At 70.9% G+C, this 19244-nt stretch carries 21 protein-coding genes and 1 tRNA gene; 13 read left to right on the plus strand and 9 right to left on the minus strand.

The window, feature by feature from the left end; genetic code table 11:
* The first annotated feature begins 30 nt into the window (after positions 1-30).
* Both BLS95_RS29680 and BLS95_RS29685 read left to right on the plus strand, forming a co-directional pair.
* A complete protein-coding gene (locus BLS95_RS29680; protein ID WP_090938534.1) occupies positions 31-1191 on the plus strand; it encodes a CynX/NimT family MFS transporter in 1161 nt (386 codons plus the stop codon).
* Positions 1192-1225: 34 nt separating this feature from the next.
* A complete protein-coding gene (locus BLS95_RS29685; RefSeq protein WP_090938536.1) occupies positions 1226-1894 on the plus strand; it encodes a hypothetical protein in 669 nt (222 codons plus the stop codon).
* Here the strand turns inward: BLS95_RS29685 and BLS95_RS29690 are convergent.
* Together BLS95_RS29690 and BLS95_RS29695 are read right to left on the minus strand one after the other, a co-directional pair.
* Positions 1863-2396: a cysteine dioxygenase gene (locus BLS95_RS29690; protein ID WP_090938539.1), complete on the minus strand. Its 534-nt coding sequence runs from the start codon at positions 2394-2396 to the stop codon at positions 1863-1865. The genes BLS95_RS29685 and BLS95_RS29690 overlap by 32 nt on opposite strands.
* Positions 2393-3265 (minus strand): amidohydrolase family protein, encoded by an 873-nt coding sequence (locus BLS95_RS29695; RefSeq protein WP_090938542.1) that lies wholly within the window; start codon positions 3263-3265, stop codon positions 2393-2395. Before BLS95_RS29695 ends, BLS95_RS29690 begins: the two co-directional genes overlap by 4 nt.
* 178 nt (positions 3266-3443) lie before the next feature.
* On the opposite strand from BLS95_RS29695, the gene BLS95_RS29700 reads away from it, so the two are divergent.
* Entirely contained in the window at positions 3444-4433 is a 990-nt protein-coding gene (locus BLS95_RS29700; protein WP_090938545.1) for a LacI family DNA-binding transcriptional regulator, read from the plus strand.
* A gap of 20 nt (positions 4434-4453) precedes the next feature.
* On the opposite strand, the gene BLS95_RS29705 is transcribed toward BLS95_RS29700, so the two are convergent.
* Together BLS95_RS29705 and BLS95_RS55910 are read right to left on the minus strand one after the other, a co-directional pair.
* The gene (locus tag BLS95_RS29705) at positions 4454-5776 is read right to left on the minus strand and encodes an aromatic amino acid ammonia-lyase (RefSeq protein ID WP_176993438.1); all 1323 of its coding nucleotides are present in this window, start codon (positions 5774-5776) and stop codon (positions 4454-4456) included.
* 5 nt (positions 5777-5781) lie between these two features.
* Positions 5782-6162: a phage holin family protein gene (locus BLS95_RS55910; protein ID WP_090938548.1), complete on the minus strand. Its 381-nt coding sequence runs from the start codon at positions 6160-6162 to the stop codon at positions 5782-5784.
* A gap of 133 nt (positions 6163-6295) precedes the next feature.
* On the opposite strand from BLS95_RS55910, the gene BLS95_RS29715 reads away from it, so the two are divergent.
* Positions 6296-6571, plus strand: coding sequence for a hypothetical protein (locus tag BLS95_RS29715; RefSeq protein WP_090938551.1), 276 nt, complete (start codon positions 6296-6298; stop codon positions 6569-6571).
* Positions 6572-6579: 8 nt separating this feature from the next.
* On the opposite strand, the gene BLS95_RS29720 is transcribed toward BLS95_RS29715, so the two are convergent.
* Positions 6580-7389, minus strand: a complete 810-nt coding sequence (locus BLS95_RS29720; protein WP_090938554.1) for an FAD:protein FMN transferase — start codon at positions 7387-7389, stop codon at positions 6580-6582.
* A 50-nt stretch (positions 7390-7439) separates the two neighbouring features.
* Positions 7440-8135, minus strand: coding sequence for a ferric reductase-like transmembrane domain-containing protein (locus BLS95_RS29725; protein ID WP_090938557.1), 696 nt, complete (start codon positions 8133-8135; stop codon positions 7440-7442).
* 52 nt (positions 8136-8187) lie between these two features.
* Here BLS95_RS29725 and BLS95_RS29730 point away from each other — a divergent pair, with 52 nt between their 5' ends.
* The 3 genes from BLS95_RS29730 (at position 8188) to BLS95_RS29740 (ending at position 9902) form a co-directional block, all read left to right on the plus strand.
* A complete protein-coding gene (locus tag BLS95_RS29730) occupies positions 8188-8580 on the plus strand; it encodes an OsmC family protein (protein ID WP_090938560.1) in 393 nt (130 codons plus the stop codon).
* A gap of 280 nt (positions 8581-8860) precedes the next feature.
* The gene (locus BLS95_RS29735; protein WP_090938563.1) at positions 8861-9787 is read left to right on the plus strand and encodes a nucleoside hydrolase; all 927 of its coding nucleotides are present in this window, start codon (positions 8861-8863) and stop codon (positions 9785-9787) included.
* Positions 9788-9828: 41 nt separating this feature from the next.
* Positions 9829-9902, plus strand: a tRNA-Lys gene (locus BLS95_RS29740).
* Positions 9903-9960: 58 nt separating this feature from the next.
* Here the strand turns inward: BLS95_RS29740 and BLS95_RS29745 are convergent.
* Positions 9961-10389 (minus strand): nucleoside deaminase, encoded by a 429-nt coding sequence (locus BLS95_RS29745; RefSeq protein WP_090938566.1) that lies wholly within the window; start codon positions 10387-10389, stop codon positions 9961-9963.
* Between the two features lie 111 nt (positions 10390-10500).
* The gene (locus BLS95_RS29750) at positions 10501-11361 is read right to left on the minus strand and encodes a DUF4429 domain-containing protein (RefSeq protein WP_090938568.1); all 861 of its coding nucleotides are present in this window, start codon (positions 11359-11361) and stop codon (positions 10501-10503) included.
* 29 nt (positions 11362-11390) lie between these two features.
* Here BLS95_RS29750 and BLS95_RS29755 point away from each other — a divergent pair, with 29 nt between their 5' ends.
* The gene (locus BLS95_RS29755) at positions 11391-11972 is read left to right on the plus strand and encodes an HD domain-containing protein (protein WP_090938570.1); all 582 of its coding nucleotides are present in this window, start codon (positions 11391-11393) and stop codon (positions 11970-11972) included.
* On the opposite strand, the gene BLS95_RS29760 is transcribed toward BLS95_RS29755, so the two are convergent.
* Positions 11969-12679: a FadR/GntR family transcriptional regulator gene (locus BLS95_RS29760; protein WP_090938573.1), complete on the minus strand. Its 711-nt coding sequence runs from the start codon at positions 12677-12679 to the stop codon at positions 11969-11971. The two genes, BLS95_RS29755 and BLS95_RS29760, sit on opposite strands and share 4 nt — an antisense overlap.
* A 153-nt stretch (positions 12680-12832) precedes the next feature.
* Between BLS95_RS29760 and BLS95_RS29765 the strand changes: the two genes are divergently transcribed.
* The 5 genes from BLS95_RS29765 to BLS95_RS29785 are packed head-to-tail and all read left to right on the plus strand — an operon-like array spanning position 12833 to position 19241.
* Positions 12833-14440 (plus strand): ABC transporter substrate-binding protein, encoded by a 1608-nt coding sequence (locus BLS95_RS29765; RefSeq protein ID WP_218136039.1) that lies wholly within the window; start codon positions 12833-12835, stop codon positions 14438-14440.
* Complete coding sequence (locus BLS95_RS29770) at positions 14437-15396, plus strand: ABC transporter permease (protein WP_090938580.1); 960 nt, start codon at positions 14437-14439, stop codon at positions 15394-15396. The genes BLS95_RS29765 and BLS95_RS29770 overlap by 4 nt, the downstream gene beginning before the upstream one ends.
* Positions 15393-17330: a dipeptide/oligopeptide/nickel ABC transporter permease/ATP-binding protein gene (locus tag BLS95_RS29775; RefSeq protein WP_090938582.1), complete on the plus strand. Its 1938-nt coding sequence runs from the start codon at positions 15393-15395 to the stop codon at positions 17328-17330. Before BLS95_RS29770 ends, BLS95_RS29775 begins: the two co-directional genes overlap by 4 nt.
* Complete coding sequence (locus BLS95_RS29780; RefSeq protein ID WP_245765364.1) at positions 17323-18312, plus strand: ABC transporter ATP-binding protein; 990 nt, start codon at positions 17323-17325, stop codon at positions 18310-18312. Before BLS95_RS29775 ends, BLS95_RS29780 begins: the two co-directional genes overlap by 8 nt.
* Positions 18309-19241: a dihydrodipicolinate synthase family protein gene (locus BLS95_RS29785; protein ID WP_090938587.1), complete on the plus strand. Its 933-nt coding sequence runs from the start codon at positions 18309-18311 to the stop codon at positions 19239-19241. Before BLS95_RS29780 ends, BLS95_RS29785 begins: the two co-directional genes overlap by 4 nt.
* The last annotated feature ends 3 nt before the right edge of the window (positions 19242-19244 follow it).

Genomic DNA, 19244 nt, shown 5'->3' on the forward strand with positions numbered 1-19244 from the left:
GGTCAAGGCGCTGTGCGAGAGTGGTCGTCTATGTCGTTGAGATCCGCTTTGCTGCTGGCCGGGGTGGTGCTGGCCGCCCTCAACCTGCGCCCGGCCATCGCGGGTGTGTCTCCCCTCCTCGACGAGATCATGCGCGACGTCGGCCTCTCGCCCGCGGCCGGCGGCGCGATCACCACCGTCATGGTGGTCTGCCTGGGCGTCTTCGGGCCCGTCACCCCGCTGCTGGCCCGGCGCCTGGGTCTCGACCGCACGCTGTTCGCGGGCCTGCTCGTCATCGCCGCGGGCGTGGTGCTGCGCGGCCTGGGCGGCGTGCCGATGCTCTACCTCGGTTCCGCGCTGGCCGCCACCGCCATCGCCGTCATGAACGTCTCCATGCCCGCCATCGTCAAGCAGCACTTCCCCACCCGCGTCAACCTCCTGACCGGCGTCTACGTCGCCGCGGTCGTGGGTGGCGCCGCCTCCGCCTCCGCCCTCGTGATCCCGCTCGAACACGGCACCGGCTTCGGCTGGCGCGGCGTCTCCGCGCTGCTGGCCGTGCCCGCGCTGCTGGCGGCGCTGATCTGGCTCCCGCAGGCGGCGCGCAAGCAGCAGGAGGTGCAGAGCGGGCCGCGGCCGTTCGGCCAGGTGCTGCGCAGCCGGGTCACCTGGTACGTGACGGCGCTCATGGGCCTGCAGTCCCTCACCTTCTACGTCATGCTGGCCTGGCTGCCGACGATCTTCATCGAGGCCGGCCTGCCCGCCGACCAGGCCGGCTACCTGCTCAGCCTGACGAACCTGGTCCAGGTGGTCACCTCCCTGGCGGTCCCGGTGCTGGCCGGGCGGCGGCCCTCGCAGGTGCCGTACGTGGTCGGGGCGGGCGTGCTGACCGTGTTCGGGTATCTGGGCATGCTGCTGGCGCCGACGACCGTGCCGTGGTTCTGGATGATCGTGCTGGGAATCGGCCAGGGGGCGTCGTTCGCGCTGGCGCTGCTGATCATCGCGCTGCGGCCGGCCGACCCCACCGCGGTGACGGCGCTGTCGGCCGTGGCCCAGTCCGTGGGCTATGTGGTGGCCGCGCTGGGACCGCTGGCCTTCGGGTTCCTCCGGCAGGTCTCCGGCGGCTGGTCGGTGCCGCTGCTGGCCGGACTGGCGGTGGTGGTGGTCCAGCTCGGGGCTGGTTGGCTGGCCGGGCGTCCTGCTACCTTAGGTTAGGTTAGGCTAACTTTAGATTTCGGGGGATACGAGCGTGCTGACCGAGGTGCTCCAGCGGGTGGCCGACGAGCGCGACGGGGTCCTCGGGGTGGAGCCCGCCCTCGTCATCGAGCCTGACGAGAGCTGGACGCCGGTCGCCGAGCTGGTGCGGGAGCCGTACACGCGGCTGGACGAGCTGATCAGGCAGACGGCCGAGCGCTGGAAGGCGCCGTACCACGTCGGGGCGGCGCTGTTCTGGAAGACCTACGGATACTGGCACACCATGCCGATGGCGCTCGGGTGGGCGCACGACGGGCGGGTGCCGATCATGCGGCTGGCGGAGACGTACTTCAAGGTGTCGGAGGCCGGGGTGACGATCGCGGCCTCGCGCGTGCACTGGGACTCCGGCCCCGGGGCCATCCGGGAGGCGCTGGCCGAGTCGCAGCAGCCGCTGGTCACCGCCATCAACTCCATGGCGCGGGTGGGCGAGCGCACGCTGTGGGGGTCCACCGCGGAGGCGTTCGCCCACCCGCTGACACAGTTCCTGCCCGGCGACTACATGCGGCTGCTGCGGGAGATCGGCCCGCCGGTGGACGGGCTGGTCGAGCCCGCCGGCGACACCTACTTCCGCAAGACCTGCTGCCTGTGGATCGGACTGCCGGACGTGGAACCGTGCGCGAGCTGCTGCGTGCTCAGGCCACCACGGCCTCGTCCATCGGCCTGAGCTCGTCGGCATAGCTCACCGAGACGCGGCGCATGACGCCGGTGCCGTCGATCGAGTACTGGCCGAGCCGCCACAGCGGCGGCGAGTAGGCGTGGATCGAGACGCTTTTGTCCACAGCGCCGCCGAGCCGGTGGATGTGGTCGGGCCCGAACGAGAACGACTGCCCCTCCGACACGACCGTCTCCAGGTGCTCGCCGCCGATGCGCGGGTTGCACTCCTGCAGCGCGCCCCGCACCACGTGCACGGCTCCGGAGGAGATGTCGTGGTCGTGCCAGCCCGTGTCGTCGTCGGGGCGCCAGCACAGGACCCAGACGTCCACGTACGCGTCGCGGTAGAGCGAGGCGTAGTGCCGGCCGCCGTCGTCCGGGAAGTCCACCAGGTCCACCCACTCTTCGGGGCTGGCGGCCAGCTTGTTCACCAGGTCGCGCAGTTCGCGCCGATCGAGAGTGCGCTCCGGTAGCCGGGCACAGGTGCCCCCGCCCTGGATCTGGTTCGTGCTCACGTACGGAACTCCCTTCTTTTCAAAAGGCGACGGGGGTTGGTGACCCTGATGGCGTGGCCGGCGGCCGCGCCGAGTCCTGGGTCGGGGGCGGTGGCGTAGGGGGCGTCCGAGCCGTTGACGACGACGTCGATGCCCAGCTCGCGGACGACGGCGTCGATCGCCCGCGGGCCGTAGGAGGAGGTCTCCACGAAGAAGTCCGGGTCGACCAGGCCGCGTCCGCCGCCGCCGCGGGCGAGCAGGCGCTCGGAGTGCAGCGGCGCCAGCCCCGCGAGCAGGGCGAAGCAGACCCGCAGCCGCGGGTGCCTGGGCCGGACGACCGCGTGGAAGTAGTGCCAGGCGGCGTGCATCTGCTGCACGTACGGCACGAGCGCGGGCCACCACGGCGGCGTGTCCTGGAAGGCTCCAGTGATGGGCAGGGCGGGTCCCGGATGCACGAACAGCGGCAGGTCCCTGGCCGTCAGCACTTCGAGCAGGTCGTCGCCGGGCACGGCCGTGGCGGGGATCTGCAGCCCGGCGAACCCGCGGTCGAGATCACCGGCCAGGCGGTCGGGGTCGGGCGCGCTGTGGCAGGTGGCCGCCCAGGCCCCGAAGGGCGCGCCGAGGCCCAGGACACCCTCGTGGTAGGCGTCGAGCACCGGCCAGCACTCCTCCGGCGGCAGGAACTCGATGCCCAGCGGGCTCGACAGCGACACCAGCACCAGCTCCAGGCCGGTGGTGTCGCGCCGCTCGTGGTCGGCGGGATCGACCTCGTAGGGCGGCTCGCCGTCGAGGATCAGCGTCCAGCCGTCGAGGCGGGGCGGGGAGGTGCGGGCACGCAGGGCGTCGACGAACGAACGGGTCCACAGATGCTGGTGCACATCGATGCTCACGGGCTCCTCCTCCCTCTATTTCCTACTCATATTACATGTAAATCGCCTACGCTGCGATACCGCGAGGGTGAAACGCTTCAGTGATACGCTTCAGTGAACCGCTTCACCTCTCGGGTTGTCAACGCCTTGTCCGGTGCCGGACCGGTCTTCTGTCAGTGCCACGCAATAGGCTGGCGTAATGCCTCGCAAGAGAGCCACGATCCGGGAGGTGGCGCAGGCGACGGGCCTGTCACCCGCGGCCGTCTCCTACGCGCTGCGCGGTCTCCAGGTGTCGGAGGAGACGAAGGAGCGCGTGCGCGCCGCGGCGGCCGAGCTCGGCTACGAAGCCGACCCCATCGCCAGGGCGCTGGCCAGCGGCCGCACCGGCATGATCGGCCTGCTCTGCGGCTCGCTGGAGGACCTGTGGCAGCAGTCGCTGGCGGTCGGCATCAGCAGGGGCCTGCGGGAGAAGGATCGCTACGCGCTCATCCTCGACGCGGTCGGTGACCCGGCCAGGGAGCGGGTCCTGGCCCAGCAGCTCCGCGACCAGCGGGTTGACGGGCTGATCGTGCAGCCGCTCGACCCGGCGGCGGCGTTCTGGCCGGAGCTGTGCGAGTCGGTGCCGGTGGTCGCGATCGGCGACGCGCCCGCGGGCACGGCCGGCGAGGTCGTCTTCGACAACCGGCGCGGGGTGACGCTGGCCCTGGAGCACCTGCGGGAGCTGGGCCACCGCAGGCTCGCGGTCCTCACCCCCACCCGGGCCAGCACGCCCGACCGGCCCGCCGACGTGCACGTCACCGCCGAGGCCGACCGGCTGGGCCTGGACATCGAGGTCGCCACCGCGCCGCACGGGCTGGCCGGGGCCACCTCGGCGGCGCGCGACATCCTGGCGGGGAGGCAGCCGAGCGCGGTGTTCTGCTTCGCCGACTCCATCGCCTACGGGGTCTACGCGGCGGCGCAGGAGCTGGGGCTGTCGATCCCCGGGGACGTCTCGGTCATGGGCTACGACGATCACCCGATGTCGGGGCTGCTCACGCCCGGGCTCACCACGGTCGACTGGGACATCGACGGGATCGTGCGGGCGGCGGTGCGGCTCATCTCGGCCGCGGCAGACGGCGGCACCCGCCGCCGCCGCGTCGTCCAGGCGCCCACGCTCCGCGAACGCGGGTCCGTCGCCCGGTTGCCCTGACCACAACGGACAGGCGCCGGTCAGGGCCGTAGGGCGTGGCGGGATTCGTCCAGGTCGGCGGTGAGCGGGCGGTCCGGGGGCGGCGGGCCGTGGAGTGCGCGGGCGGCGGCGGTGCGCTCGCAGGCCAGCACGATCTCCAGGGGCTCCAGGCAGCGCAGGGTGTGGCGGGCGGCCTGGGTGGCGAAGCTCGCGTGGTCCTCCGTGCCGCGGGAGATCACCGCCGTGCCCGTGGTCACCGGGGCCGCCAGGTGGCGCAGCTCGGCCAGGGCGTCCTGGGCGACATATTCGAGGATCAGCACGCCCGAGGCGCCGGGGTGGTGGGCGAGGAAGGGGTGGCGGCCGGTGTAGGCCGGGTCCATGAGCGTGGCCAGGCGGGCCGTGCTGAGCTGGGCCGTCTGCGCGAGCGCCGCCCGCAGCGTGTCCAGGGCCAGCGCCACGGGGGCCGCGTGGAAGTTGCCGTTGTGCCAGGCCAGGTTGCCGGAGAAGAGCGGGTTCTCGGTCGATGCGTTGAGGTCGGTCTCCACCGTCCGGCGCGCCCGGTCCAGCGCGTCCACCGCCGCGCCGTGGACCTGGGCGAAGGCCCGGTAGCCGTACGGGTCCTGGAGCCGGTTGGACAGCTCCTGGGTGAGCAGGCCGCGCAGCCGGGCGGCCACGGCGGCCTGGCCGGGATGGGGGCGGGCCTCCTGGACGGCGGTGGCCAGCGGCTCGGCCGAGGCGTCCACGGCGGTGAACGACAGCGCGGCGACCTCCACGGCGGCCCCGAGGAGGCGGTCGAGGCGATGGCAGGCGAGCGCGGCGTCGGCGAGGGTGGCCGCGCCCGAGCTGATGAACGGCAGCGCGTCGCTCGGCGCGAGGGGGAAACGGGGATCGTCGCCGGTCGGGGGGGTCTCGTGGTGCCAGGGGAGTTCGCCGAGGAGGCACAGGGCCGTGGTGGCCAGGGCCGTGAGGTCGCCGGTGCCGAGGGCGCCGTAGGTCTGGATCGGCGGGGTGCAGCCGCTGTTGATCGCCTCGGCCAGCACCGGGAGCACGGCCGGGTTGATGCCGGAGCCGCCGGCCAGCAGCTGGTTGAGCCGGATGACGAGCATGGCCCTGGCCCGGGCGGGCTCGATCCTCGGCCCGGCGCCGCAGGCGTGGCTGCGGACCAGGTCGAGGCCGGGGTCTTCGAGCCTGATGTCCCGGTTGGCACCGACACCGGTGGTCTGGCCGTACACGGGGCCGGTCAGCCCCTGGGCGGTGGCCCACGAGGCCCGGGCCCGATCGAGGGAGGAGATCGTGACCCGGGTCCGGGAGTAGGCGACCTGGTGAACCTGCGCGCAGGTCAGGCCGGTGCCGTCGAGCTCCACGGAGGTCAGTCTTTGTCGGGGATGAACAGGCCCAGCAGCCAGCTCACCAAGCTGACGATGATCGCGCCCCAGAAGGCCGCCGGGTAGAAGTTGTCGACGTGGAAGGGGATGTCCAGCTGGCCGGAGATCCAGCTGGTCAGCAGCAGCATGGCCGCGTTGATCACGAGGAGGAACAGGCCGAGCGTCAGCACGATGATCGCACAGCCGAGTTTCTTGACGATGGGCTTCACGATCGCGTTGACGAGGCCGAAGATCAGCGCGACGACGAGCAGGACGCCCCAGTATCTGGCGGAGTTCGTGGCGGCGTTGACCTCGATGCCGTCGACCAACTGGATGGCGACCCACAAGGCCACGGCCGCCGCGATGGTACTGATGATGAATCTCACGCTGCTTGATCCTCCCACTTGAGGTCGGCGCCGCGATAGGGGCGCGGTCACAACGATGCCGTTCGGTCACCGTCCGTCGTCATCGGTTATCGTCGCCCAACGCGGGGAAGGGGCGTGCAGGGGAAGGAGCGCGATGGACGTGAACGGGCTCGAGTCGCTGCCGGCCGACGAGTTGCACGATCGGGCGGTGCGCTATGCCGTACGCCACGGGGATCTGGGGTTCCTGTGGGATCTGCTGAAGGTCATCCCGGCCGCCGAGGCCGCCAGCGGTCATGAAACGGAGACCGCCAACGACCTCAGCCGGGTCTCGGCGCTGCTCAGCGATGCCATCGCCGCGGGCGAGGGCGAGCTGGGCGAGGCACTGCGCCCGATCTACATCGAATATCTCCGTAAGCATCCCGATGCCTAGCGCCGGGGTCAGCCCGCCAGGCGGGCCCCCGCGCCGGTGTAGGCGGTGAAGCCTCGCGTGCTCGTCTCCTGTCCGTCACGGCTGATGATCATGGTCTGATAGTCCCCCGACTCCGCGAGGCCGGCGGCGAAGCGCCTGGCCAGGGCGGGGCCCATGGCATAGATCGCGGTCGCGTAGGCGTCGGCCACGCCGAGGTCGGGGCCGATCACGGTGACCGAGGCGAGCCGCTCCTCCACCCGGCCCGTACGCGGGTTGACCACGGTCGAGCCGCCCGCGGTGGCGACGCCCAGGTCGTTGGCGAAGACGACCTTGCGTACGGCGTCCGTGTGCGGGTCGCGGATCCCGATACGCCAGCGCCTGCCGGGGGCAGCCGAGCCGCGCACCCTGAGGTCGCCGCCCGCGTCGAGGCGGTGGTCTCCGGCACCGGCGTTGCACAGCGCGCGGGACAGGCGTTCGAGCGCCCAGCCCTTGATGTAGCCGGACGGGTCGATCACGCCGTTGATGCGGGTCTCGAACCAGCCGTCGGTGGCCTGGCGGAGCTCGTCGCAGCGGTGCAGCACCTCGATGAGCTCGGGGATCTGCCTGATCGTCTGGCCCCGGTTGAGCCGGCCGATCTGGCTGTCCTCCTTGACGGGACTGAAGGTGTCGTCCACCCACCTCAGCCAGGCGAACGCGTCATCAAGCAGGGGGGTCAGCTCGCGTGCCGGTAGAGCGGTGCGGATGTCCACGCTGACCGGCATGCCCATGACCATCTCGACGCGAGAGGTCCCCGGGAAGGTCATCGCGAGCCCGGGCTCGACGATTTCGGAAGTCTTCACCTTGCCTCCTTGTCCGGGAACCACAGTGACAGACGGGGCGTAATGCTGGCCTAAACCTTTTGTTCTGATTTGAAATGAATCTGTGACCTGGGGATCGCGAGGCGTGACAGGGCGCCGCCGACGTACCGCTTGAACGGGCGCGGCCCGGCCACCACCACCTCGCGTTCGGCGATGTCGGGGACCTCGCGGCTCAGGCCGGACGCGCTCAGCCGCTCCTTGGCCCGCGGGTCGTGCTCCGCGCCCACGACGAGGATGAGGCCGTAGCGGCTCTCCAGCTCACGCAGCTCGTCGGTCACGCGGTCGGTCCGGTAGACGACGGTGTCACCGGCACCGGCCAGGCGGGCGCGCAACGTGCTCGGGTCGAGGCCGGTGGCGATGAGCAGCGACGGCCTGGTCTCGTGGCGTATGCGGTGGCTCCAGACCGCCATCACGGCCGCCATCGCGTAGAGGACCAGCGGACCCGTGCGGCTGAGGTCGGTCACGTAGGCCGTGGAGCTGAACTGGTAGGCCACCAGCAGCGCGCCCGCGAGATAGCTGCCCAGCCGCAGCCGTTGCCTGGCCTCCTCGGTGCGCAGGTAGTCGGCGGCCTTGACGCAGAGCAGGCCGACCGCCACGAGCAGCGCCGCGGCGGCGTAGGCAGCCGGGCGCCACGGATGGCCGAAGCCCGGCTGGACCGCGCCGAACTCGGCCACCGCGACACCGCACCAGAAGAGGACGGGACCCTGGTTCGCATTCGCCTGAGCCATGCCACTCACGATGCTGAACGAACATGAAAGCATTCTGAGTAAGGTCTGAAACATGGCTAACGTGCGTGTTGAGCGGACAGAAGAGGGCGGATTCCGGGCCACGAACGCCCGGGGCGCCGAGGTGCGGATCGGCAGCGGCGACGAGGAAGGGGTGTTCACCCCGGTGGAGCTGCTGCTGGCCGCGGTCGGCGGGTGCAACATCGTGACCGTCGAGCCGCTGACCGCCCAGCGGGGCCACCGGCTGGTCCGGCTGGCGATGACCGTGGGGGCGGAGAAGGCGGAGTCCAACAAGCTCGGCCCCGTGACCGTGACCTACGACGTGGAGTTGCCGTCGGAGGAAGCCGACGCGGTGTACAGGGCCGTGGCGGAGCGGGTGCACGCCAAGTACTGCACGGTGAGCAGATCGTTGCAGGACGGCACAGAGGTTCGGTTGGAGCTTCCGTAGGTGGATTAAACAGATATTCGACCCCGTTATGACGCGACCGTTGCATTCGTCTCGGTAACGTTGTAGCAGGTCAGGAGCACTGCGACTGGCCTCATAGACCTTCACCGAAGCGGACGCGGAGGGGGACCGCGGTTCGCCAGTGCGGGACCGCCGGCGTTTTTTGGGGGAAAAGCGCCGGCCTGGACCGCCGCCGATCGGGCCGGGCAGCTTTGGGGGAACTGCCCGGCCCGATCTATGCCCCCCGATTTACCTGTTGAGGTCGTGCGTATTCTCCGGTTACGTGACCAAGGTTCTCATCGACTGCGATCCCGGTATCGACGACGCGCTCGCCCTTGCCCTCGTCGCCGGGTCCCCGTCCCTGGAGCTGGTGGGTCTCACCACGGTGAGCGGGAACGTCGACCTGGAGCTGACCACCGCCAACGCGCTCGCCCTGCGGGAGTTCCTTGAGCTGGGGGAGGTGCCGGTGACGCCCGGCAGCGCCGGGGCCCTGCTGCGCGGGACCGCCAGGACCGGGCACGTGCACGGGGCGAGCGGGCTGGGTGACGCGGTCCTGCCCGCCCCGGAGCGGGGGCCGTCGCCGGGGTACGCGGTGGACTTCATCGTGGAGGCGCTGCGGGCCGCCCCCGGCGAGATCACGCTGGTGGCCGTCGGGCCGCTGACGAACCTCGCCCTGGCCGTACGCAAGGAGCCGCGCGTCGTGGAGTGGGCCCGCGAGCTGGTCATCATGGGCGGCACCTACACGCGCGGGAACCGCGATCCGGCGGCCGAGTTCAACATGCTGGCCGACCCCGAGGCGGCGGCGATCGTCTTCGACGCCGGCTGGACGGTGCGCATGCTCGGTCTCGACGTGACGCTGACCGCCGTGGTGACGTCGGACGTGCTGGATCGCATGCGCCCGCTGGGCCGGCTGGCCGACCGGCTGCTGGTGCCGGCCGTGCGGTCCTACGGGGAGGTGACGGCCGCGGGCGGGCCGGCCGTCCATGACGCGTGCGCGGTCGCGTACGTGCTCGATCCGTCGTTGTTCACCTGCGTCCCGGCCGTGGTCAAGGTGGAGACGGCCGGGCTCTACACCCGCGGGATGACGGTGACGGACTTCGACCTGCGGGATCGGCGGGCGAACGCGCTCGTGGCCACCGCGCTGGACGTGCGGGGGTTCTGGAGGCTGGTGCTGGGGGCGTACGAGGGGCTGGCGGCCAGGCTCGGATGATGTGCGGGCAGGGCGCGGCGGCTGATACAGTTACATCCGTTGCGCCGCTAGCTCAGTTGGTCAGAGCAGCTGACTCTTAATCAGCGGGTCCGGGGTTCGAGTCCCTGGCGGCGCACTTTTCTTTGTCTGGGCACTTTCACCGCGGTGAGGGTGCCCAGAGTCGTTTCCGGGGCTCAGACGTAGTAGCCCTCGACGGGGACCCTGGCCTCGTCGTAGAGGGCGGGACCCTCCGTCGGAGGGTCGGCGAAGGCGCTGCCCGGCGGCTTGAGGCCGTCGAGCTGCTCACCCGACAGGGCGTAGACGACGCGGCCGAGGCCCGAGCGGGCGATGGCGCCGGCGCACATCCCGCACGGCTGGCAGCTCGTGTACATCGTGGTGGTGGCCGCGGTGGCGGGGTCGAGCTCGCGGGCCGCCCAGCGGGCCAGTTTCAGCTCCGGGTGCGCGGTGATGTCGCGGTCGGTGAGCGAGGTGTTACGCTCCTCGACCAGGATCGTGCCGTCGGAGGCGGCCAGCAGCGAGCCGAACGGCGGGTTGCCGGCGGCGCGGGCGGAGGCGGCCAGCTCGATGGCGCGCCGCAGGAGTCTCTCGTCGTCGTGCGTCACTGTCGCTCCTGGAGTCTCGGGATGGGGCGTCAGTTGTCGGAGTCTAGGGGGCATCGGCTGTCAGAGGTTCCAGGGGCGCCGGCTTCCGAGGGCGGCACGACGTGCCGGATCTCAGGAGTCCTGGAGGCGGCGGATCATCGCCTGCTTGGCCACGGCGAACTCCTCGTCGGTCAGGACGCCCGAGCGATACAGCTCGCCGAGCTCGGCCAGGCGGCGCAGAATGGCGTCGTGCGCGTCATCGGCGCCGGGCGGCGGCGCGGGCGGCAGCTCGGCCACGTGCCGCGGCATGCGGGCCAGCACGGCCGCGGCGACCAGGGCGGTCGCGCCGCCGAAGCGCTGGATGCCCCAGCACACGCAGTGCGGGTCCTTCTGCGGGGTCGGCGCGGTTCTCTCGCCCTTGATCCGGAAGCGCAGCGTTCCGTAGCCCATGCCGGACTGCGGCCGCCACTCCACGCCCGCCAGCTCGGACAGCGCGAAGTCCTGCGGCCCGGACTTCTGCTTGTCGGAGCCGGCGAACCCGTTCCACTCCAGCCTGACCCGCTCGCCGTCGAACAACGCGGTGCCGTCGCCCGCCGTGGCGGTGATGGGCACGTTCGGGCCGGGCAGCAGGAAGTCCTCGCAGGGTCCGGCGGGGGTCTGGTAGACGAGCAGCATGTCGCGGATCTCGTCGGCGAAGTATTCGGCGGTGCCCGAACGGTTTTTCGGCACCGACAGCCGGTACGGGTCAGCGGGCGGCCCCAGCGCCCCGGCCACCACGTCGGACAGAGGGTCGGCGCCCTTGCGCAGGCGCAGGCGTACGTGCCCGCCCTTGCGCCCCGGCTCGAACGCCACCCCGGCGATGGCCTCCAGCGGGACCACGACCTCACCCAGCGTCCGCCGTAACTCGTGGATGTCGTTGTCGCTGCCGGGCACGATGCGCAGGACTTCCCCGTTGAACGTCCACGAGCCGTCGGGCACGGCGATCTCGGTCATATTGTCAGCCTAGGACAGGGAGGAGCGGGATGGAGATCTTCACGAGCTGGCCGTCCTGGAAACAGGCGGAGGGCCCGTTGGGCAAGGCGCTCCCACCGACGACCGTGGAGCTGCTGCGCGAGGCGGTGGCGTTCGCCGGGCGGTGCCACGGGGTGCAGCAGCGGCCCACCGGGCGGCCCTACGTGGAGCACCTGCTGGAGGCGCTGGAGGTGGCCGTGGTCGGCGCCGGGGTGGCCGACAGGGACGTCCTGGTGGCCACCGTGCTGCACGACGTCCTGGAGGACACGTTGTGCACCGAGGCGGAGGTCGCGCGGCGGTTCGGCCCGCGGGTGGCGGCGCTGGTGCGATGGGTGACCAAGCCGCCGGGCACGATGAAGGCCGACTATCTGGCCTCGCTCGTCAAGGCGCCCTCCCAGGCCGTGCTCGTGAAGCTGGCGGACCGGGTGAGCAACGTGCAGGAGTTGCAGCGGATGCCGTGGCGGTTCCAGCGGCGCTACTACCTGGAGACGGTCGCGTACATCATGCCGTTGGCCGGGGCGCATCCGTGGTTCGCCCGCTGGTACGCGGAGTGGCGGGAGCACTGGCGGCGGGTGGAGCGCTGGCCGGGTTAGCCGCGGATCCTGGCCACCCGGTTGCGTACGCCCTCGAAGTGCGCGTGCACCGCCGCCACGGCGGCCGCCCGGTCGCAGGCGAGTACGGCGGTGTAGATGTCGCGGTGCCGCCTGGCCACGTCGCCGGGCGGCTCGTCGGGGGAGCCGAGGGCGTCGCGCAACTTGTCGTACACGTCCCAGAAGGCCCCCAGCAGCTGGCTCACCAGGGGGTTGCCGAGCGGCCGGTAGAGCAGGTCGTGGAAGAGGCGGTCGGTTTCCGGCGAGACCAGCCCCGCCTCCGCCTCGGCCTCCATCCTGGCGATGACCTCGGCGACCGAGGTCAGGTCGGCCGCCGGCTCCAGGTCGATGAGGCGCCCCACCAGCCCGCTCTCCAGGATCTCGCGGATCTCGATGAGGTTGACCAGGTGGTTCTTGCCGTTCTGCAGGGTGATGCGGCTGTGGAAGGTCAGCTCGTCCACCAGGCCCGCCAGTGACATGCGGCCTACGAACATGCCGAATCCATGCCGGATGTCCACGATGCCGACGGCCTGCAGGGCCTTGAGCGCCTCCCGGATCGAGTTCCGGCTGACGTGGAGCTCCTCCATGAGCTCCGACTCGGTGGGGAGGGGATCTCCGGCCACGAGCCCGCGCGTGACAATGAGGTTCTTGACGCCCTCTTGGGCCTCGGTGGCACGGCTCTGCCGTGCAGGTCGCGGGACGGTGGCCATGAAGAATCCCCTCTCTAATACGTAACATTCCGGAAATCTTCGGTTGACCGAGGAGTGTTTCGGCATCTAGCGTCCACCTTACGCAAAAGGACATGGGATGTCCCATGTTCTACGTCGGGCCACGATCAGCGGCCTGATTTGAAGGAGGCATCCGTGAGCTCTGACTTCAGCCGCCGCGACTTCCTGCGTTACAGCGGCGCGACGGGTGCGGCGGCGTTCATCGCGGCCACCCTTTCCGCCTGCGCCGGGGGCCCTGCCTCGACCGGGTCGGTCGGCGCGGGAACGAACAAGGATCTGATCACCGCCGTCATCGGATATGGCAACGACCAGAGCTGGGACCCGACGCAGACCGCCTCGGCCTTCGCGGTGGCCGGGATCAACCACATCTACGAGGGTCTGCTCGACACCGACCCGATCACCCGGGAGCCGTACCCGGCGCTCGCGACCGCGCTGCCCGCCGACCTGAACGCGACCACCTGGTCCTTCACCCTCAGGGACGGCGCCAAGTGGCACGACGGGCAGCCGGTGACCGCCGACGACGTGGTCTTCACCTTCCAGCGCATTCTCGACCCCGAGGCGAACGTGCTGACCGGCAACTTCTTCCGGACCTGGCTGGAGGAGGTGAAGAAGGTCGACGACCGCACGGTGGAGCTGGTCTTCAAGCTCCCCTTCCCCGACGCCGCGCCCCGGCTGACCATCGCCAAGATCATGCCACGGCACGTGTTCAGCCAGCCGGGGGCCTGGGACCAGGCCAAGGGCGGCAAGGCGGTGGGCTCGGGGCCGTACCGGCTGAAAGCGCACAACCCCAAGTCCAACACCAGCTTCGAGGCGTTCGACGGCTACAACGGGCCGCGTCCGGCCACGGTCAAGCAGATGAACTGGCTGACGATCGTGGACCCCGCCGCCCGGGTGGCCAAGATCTCCGGCGGCTCGGCCGAGGCGCAGATCGCCGACAACATCCCGTACGCCAACGTCGAACAGCTCCAGAAGCAGGGGCTGACGGTCGAGGGCGGCAAGGGCATGAACCACATGTTCCTGATGTTCAACACCGGCGCCAAGCCCTTCGACGACGTACGGGTGCGCCAGGCCCTGCACTACGCGATCGACAAACAGAAGATGATCGACGTGGCGCTCAAGGGCCACGGCACGGCCTCCAGCTCCTTCCTCAACGAGGGCCACCCCGACCACCAGCGGGCCTCGGTCGTCTACGACTACGACCCGGACAAGGCCAGGGCGCTGCTGAAGGAGGCGGGCGTCAGCGACCTGACGATCAAGCTCATGGCCGTGAACGTGAGCTGGATCGTGGACTGCCTGCCCACCATCGCCTCCTCCTGGGAGGCGGTCGGGATCAAGACGACGCTGGAGCCGCAGGACACGGCCGCGCTGTTCACCAAGATGGACCAGTTCCAGGACTACCAGGTGGTGGCGGCGGCCTCGAACCCCAACCAGTTCGGCATCGACGCCGACCTCATCCTGCACTACAACTACGTGCCCGGCGGCCTGTGGATGAAGTACGCCCACTGGGACGGCACCGAGGACGCCAAGAAGCTGTTCGCGATGATGGACGAGGCGAGCAGGGCCACCGACAAGGCACAGAAGACCGACCTGATCCACAAATATCTGGACTTCGTGGCTGAGCAGGTCATCCTCTACCCGGTGGTCCACAACGAGCTGATGACCGCCTGGGACCCGAAGAAGCTGTCCGGCGTCCGCGCCCAGCCGTACCCGGGCGTCAACCTGCTGCAGGTCAAGCGGACATGACCAGGGTCGCCAGGATGCTGCTACGGCGGCTCCTCATCCTGATCCCGCTGGTGCTCGGCGTGGTCGCGTTCGTGTTCGTGGTGATGCGCTTCTCCGGCGTCAAACCGGAGTACGCCTACTTCCAGGGCGCGAACCCGACCGCCGAGCAGATCCGCCAGTTCCAGATCGAGAACGGCCTGCTGGACCCGCTACCCGTCCGCTACGTCCGATTCGTCGCCGAGCTGGCCCAGGGCGACCTGGGCACCAGCGTGCTCACCAAGAAACCGGTGATCGAGTCGGTGATGACCGCGCTGCCGCTGACGTTGCAGCTCACGTTCCTCGGCCTGGCGGTCGCGGTGGTGCTGGCACTGGCGTTCGGCGTGACGGCTGCCCTGTTCCGGGATCGCTGGCCCGACCAGGTCATCCGCATGGTGTCGCTGATCGGCGTGGCGGCACCGGCGTTCTGGCTGGCCCTGCTGATGATCCAGTGGCTGGCCGTCGGCGAGGGGCTCTTCCCGACCGGCGGTTACATCAACCCGGCCGACTCGATGACCGGGTGGCTGCAGTCGATGACGCTGCCCGCCCTGTCGCTGTCGCTGCCGATCGCCGCCCAGCTCAGCCGCATCATCCGCACGTCGATGGTGGAGGAGCTGGATCGGGACTACGTGCGTACCGCGATCGGCAGCGGGCTGCCGCCGATCGTGGTCGTCGGCCGGAACGTGCTGCGCAACGCCCTCATCAACCCGCTGACCGTGCTGGGCCTGCGGGTCGGCTACCTGATCGGCGGCACCGTGGTCATCGAGACGATCTACGGCCTGCCCGGCATGGGGCAGCTCATGATCAACGCCGTGCGCGACGGCGACCCGGCCGTCGTCCAGGGCGTGGTGCTGACGATCGCGCTCGGCTTCCTGGTGGTCAACCTGGTCGTCGACATCCTCTACCTGCTGGTCAACCCCCGGCTCAGGAGCGCGGCATGAGACCTGGACTGACAAAGCGGCTGTCCCGCCCGGGGGTGGGTTTCCGCCGGCTGAAGCCTCTGTCGTGGGTCGCGGTCGGCGTCGTCGCCGTGGTCGTGCTGGGCGCGCTGCTGGCGCCGCTGATCGCGCCGCACTCGCCGTACTTCCAGGAGGTCGCCGGCGGCGGCCCGTCGGCCGAGCACTGGATGGGGCTCGACAGCGCCAACCGCGACATCCTGTCCAGGCTCCTGTACGGGGCCCGCTGGTCGCTGATCATCGGCCTCGGCGCGACCGGGCTCGCCCTGGTGGCCGGGGCGCTCATCGGCGCGGTCGCGGCCACCTCGCGCCGGGCCGTGGACGAGACCCTGATGCGCCTGCTCGACGTGATCATGGCCTTCCCCGGCATCGCGCTGGCCGCGGTGCTCGTGGCGGTGTTCGGCGGCAGCATCCCGGTGCTGGTCATGGCCATGGCCTTCCTCTACATGCCGTCCGTGGCCCGGGTCGTGCGGGCCAACGTCCTGGCCCAGTACGGCGAGGACTACGTCGCGGCCGAGCGGGTCATCGGCGCCCGCACGCCGCACATCCTCCTCCGGCACGTCGCGATCAACTGCGCGGCGCCGGTGCTGGTGTTCTGCACGGTCATGGTGGCCGACGCGATCGTGCTGGAGGCGTCGCTGTCGTTCATCGGCGCCGGCGTACGCCCGCCGAACCCCTCCTGGGGCAGCGTCATCGCCGACGGCAAGAACATGGTCCTGCTCGGCGGCTGGTGGGCCACGGTCTTCCCCGGCCTGCTGATCCTGGTCACCGTACTGGCCCTCAACATCCTGGCCGAAGGCATCTCCGACGCGTGGGCGGCCCCCGCCGCCCGGGCCGCCGCGCCCCGCAAGGACGACGCCTTCGAGCAGGCCAGGCCCGGCTCCGGCGAGATCGTCGAGCTGCCGGGGCTGGCCGAGGCCGCACGCCGGCTGGCCGAGCGCGCCCGCCCGCTGCCGCAGGGCCCGCCGATCCTGGCGGTGGAGCGGCTGCGGATCGGGTTCGGCGACGGGGTCGACATCGTGGACGGCATCGGCTTCGAGGTACGGCCCGGCGAGGTGCTCGGCCTGGTGGGCGAGTCCGGCTGCGGCAAGTCGCTGACCGCGCTGACCATCATGGGCCTGCAACCCCGCGACGCCCGCGTCAGCGGCCACGTACGCTTCGACCAGCGGGAGCTGATCGCGCTGCCACGCCGGGCCCGCCGCCGCCTGCTCGGCCACGAGATGGCGATGATCTACCAGGACGCCCTGTCCTCCCTGAACCCGGCCATGACCATCAAGGCCCAGCTCAAGCAGCTCACCCGCCGCGGCGGCCGGCGCAGCCCCACCGAACTGCTCGAACTCGTCGGCCTCGACGCCCGCCGCACCCTGTCGTCCTATCCGCACGAGCTGTCGGGCGGGCAGCGGCAGCGGGTGCTGATCGCGATGGCGCTCTCCCGCGAACCGAAGCTGATCGTCGCCGACGAGCCCACCACCGCGCTCGACGTGACCGTCCAGGCACAGGTCATCGAGCTGCTGCTGCGGCTGCGCGAGGAGCTCGGGTTCGCGCTGATCCTCGTCTCGCACGACCTCGCGCTGGTCGCCGACGTCACCGACCGGGTGGTCGTCATGTACGGCGGCCAGATCGTCGAGACCGGCACCACGGCCACCCTGGTCGGCGCGCCTGCCCACCACTACGCCCGCGGTCTGCTCGGCTCGGTGTTGTCGCTGGAATCGGGGGCCGAGCGGCTCACCCAGATCCCCGGCGTGGTGCCCGCGCCCGCGGACTTCCCCGCCGGATGCCGGTTCGCCGACCGGTGCCCGATGGTCACCGACGTGTGCCGGAGCGAACGGCCGGTGCTGGCGGGACCCGCCACGCACACCGTGGCCTGCCACCATCCCGCACGGGACGTGGCTCATGAAGGGAGCGGGCAGCGTGCTTGAGTTGAAGGACGTGCACGTCGTCTACAAGGCCCGCTCCGGGGGCCTGTTCTCGCGCGACCGTGTCCACGCGCTGACCGCCGCGAACCTCACGGTCGACGCCGGCGAGACGGTCGGCGTCGTGGGGGAGTCGGGGTGCGGCAAGTCCACCCTGGCCAAGGTGCTGGTGGGGCTGGAGCGGCCGACCTCGGGCACCGTCGCCTACCACGGCCGGGACCTGTGGACGCTGGGCGAGTCCGAGCGGCGGACGCTGATCGGGACGGGCGTCGGGTTGGTCTTCCAGGACCCGTCCACGGCGCTCAACCGGCGGCTGCCGGTCAGGCAGGTGCTGCGCGACCCGCTCAACGTGCACCGCCGCGGCACCCCGGCCCAGCGCGACGCCCGCGTGCGCGAGCTGCTCGACCTGGTGGGCCTGCCGGCCGGGGTCGCCGAGGCGCTGCCGGGGCAGCTCTCCGGGGGGCAGCGCCAGCGCGTGGCCGTGGCCCGGGCGCTCGCGCTCGAACCCGCCCTGCTCATCGCCGACGAGCCCACCAGCGCGCTCGACGTGTCCGTGCGGGCCCAGATCCTCAACCTGCTGCTCGACCTGAAGGAGCGGCTCGGGCTGGCGCTGGTGTTCGTCTCGCACGACATCCAGACGGTACGCAGGATGAGCGATCGGGTGGTCACCATGTACCTCGGCCGGATCGTCGAGCAGACGCCGGCGCAGGCGGTGCCGCTGGGGGCCCGGCATCCGTACACGCGGGCGCTGTTCTCGGCGACGCCCGGGCTGATCTCGCCGATCAACCCGATCCCGCTGGTGGGCACGGTGCCCTCGGCGACCAGGCCGCCCAGCGGGTGCCCGTTCCGTACGCGGTGCTGGCGGGCAGATGACCTGTGTGCGGCGGAGATGCCTGAGGCGCGAAGCGATGAGGGCCACCTCTTCCACTGCCATCACCCGGTGGCGGCGGGAGCCACCGATGTCGAGCTGATCCAGGAGCGTCCATGAGCATGCCGAACGCGGCCGGGTCCGCCGCACTCAGTGGTGTCATTCCGCCTGTTTGCACCCCTTTGACTCCCGACTACCAGGTGGACGTCGCCTCCTTCGTGCGGCTGCTGGACCACCTGCTCGACGGTGGGGTGGACGGGCTGTTCGTGCTGGGGTCGTCGTCGGAGGCGGCGTACCTGACGGACGCGCAGCGGCGGGTGGTGCTGGAGACCGTGGTGGGGCACGTGGCGGGGCAGGTGCCGGTGCTGGCCGGGGTGATCGACATGACGACGCCTCGGGTGCTGGAACACGTACGGGCCGCCGTGGCGGCGGGGGTGTCCGGGGTGGTGGCGACGGCGCCGTTCTACACGCGTACCCATCCGGCGGAGATTCGCCTGCATTTCCGGACCATCGCCGCTCAGGGGGGTCTGCCGGTCTATGCCTACGACCTGCCGGTCTCCGTGCACACCAAGCTGGGCGCGGGGCTGCTGCTGGAACTGGCCGCCGAAGGGGTGCTGGCCGGGGTGAAGGACTCCAGCGGGGACGACGGCGGCATGCGGGCGGTCATCATGGGCCGGGAGGCGCCGTTCAGCGTGCTCACCGGGTCGGAGGTGACCGTGGACTCGGCCCTGTGGATGGGCGCCGACGGTGTCGTCCCCGGGCTGGGCAACGTGGACCCGCACGGGTACGTCGAGCTGTACCGCTGCGCCTCCCGTGGTGACTGGGAGGCGGCCCGGGCGGAGCAGGAGCGCCTGGTCAGGCTGTTCGAGATCGTCAAGGTCGGTGGCACGCGCATGGGCGGCAGTTCCTCCGGCCTCGGGGCGTTCAAGGCCGCACTGCACCTACGCGGCGTCATCGACTGCCCGATCACCGCGCTCCCACAGATCCCGCTCAACCACGACGAGATCGGCCGAATCGGCAAACTCCTGGCAACCGCCGGACTCCTCTGACCA

Origin of the sequence: Nonomuraea jiangxiensis (genome assembly GCF_900099965.1) — a bacterium.
Lineage (GTDB): Bacteria > Actinomycetota > Actinomycetes > Streptosporangiales > Streptosporangiaceae > Nonomuraea > Nonomuraea jiangxiensis.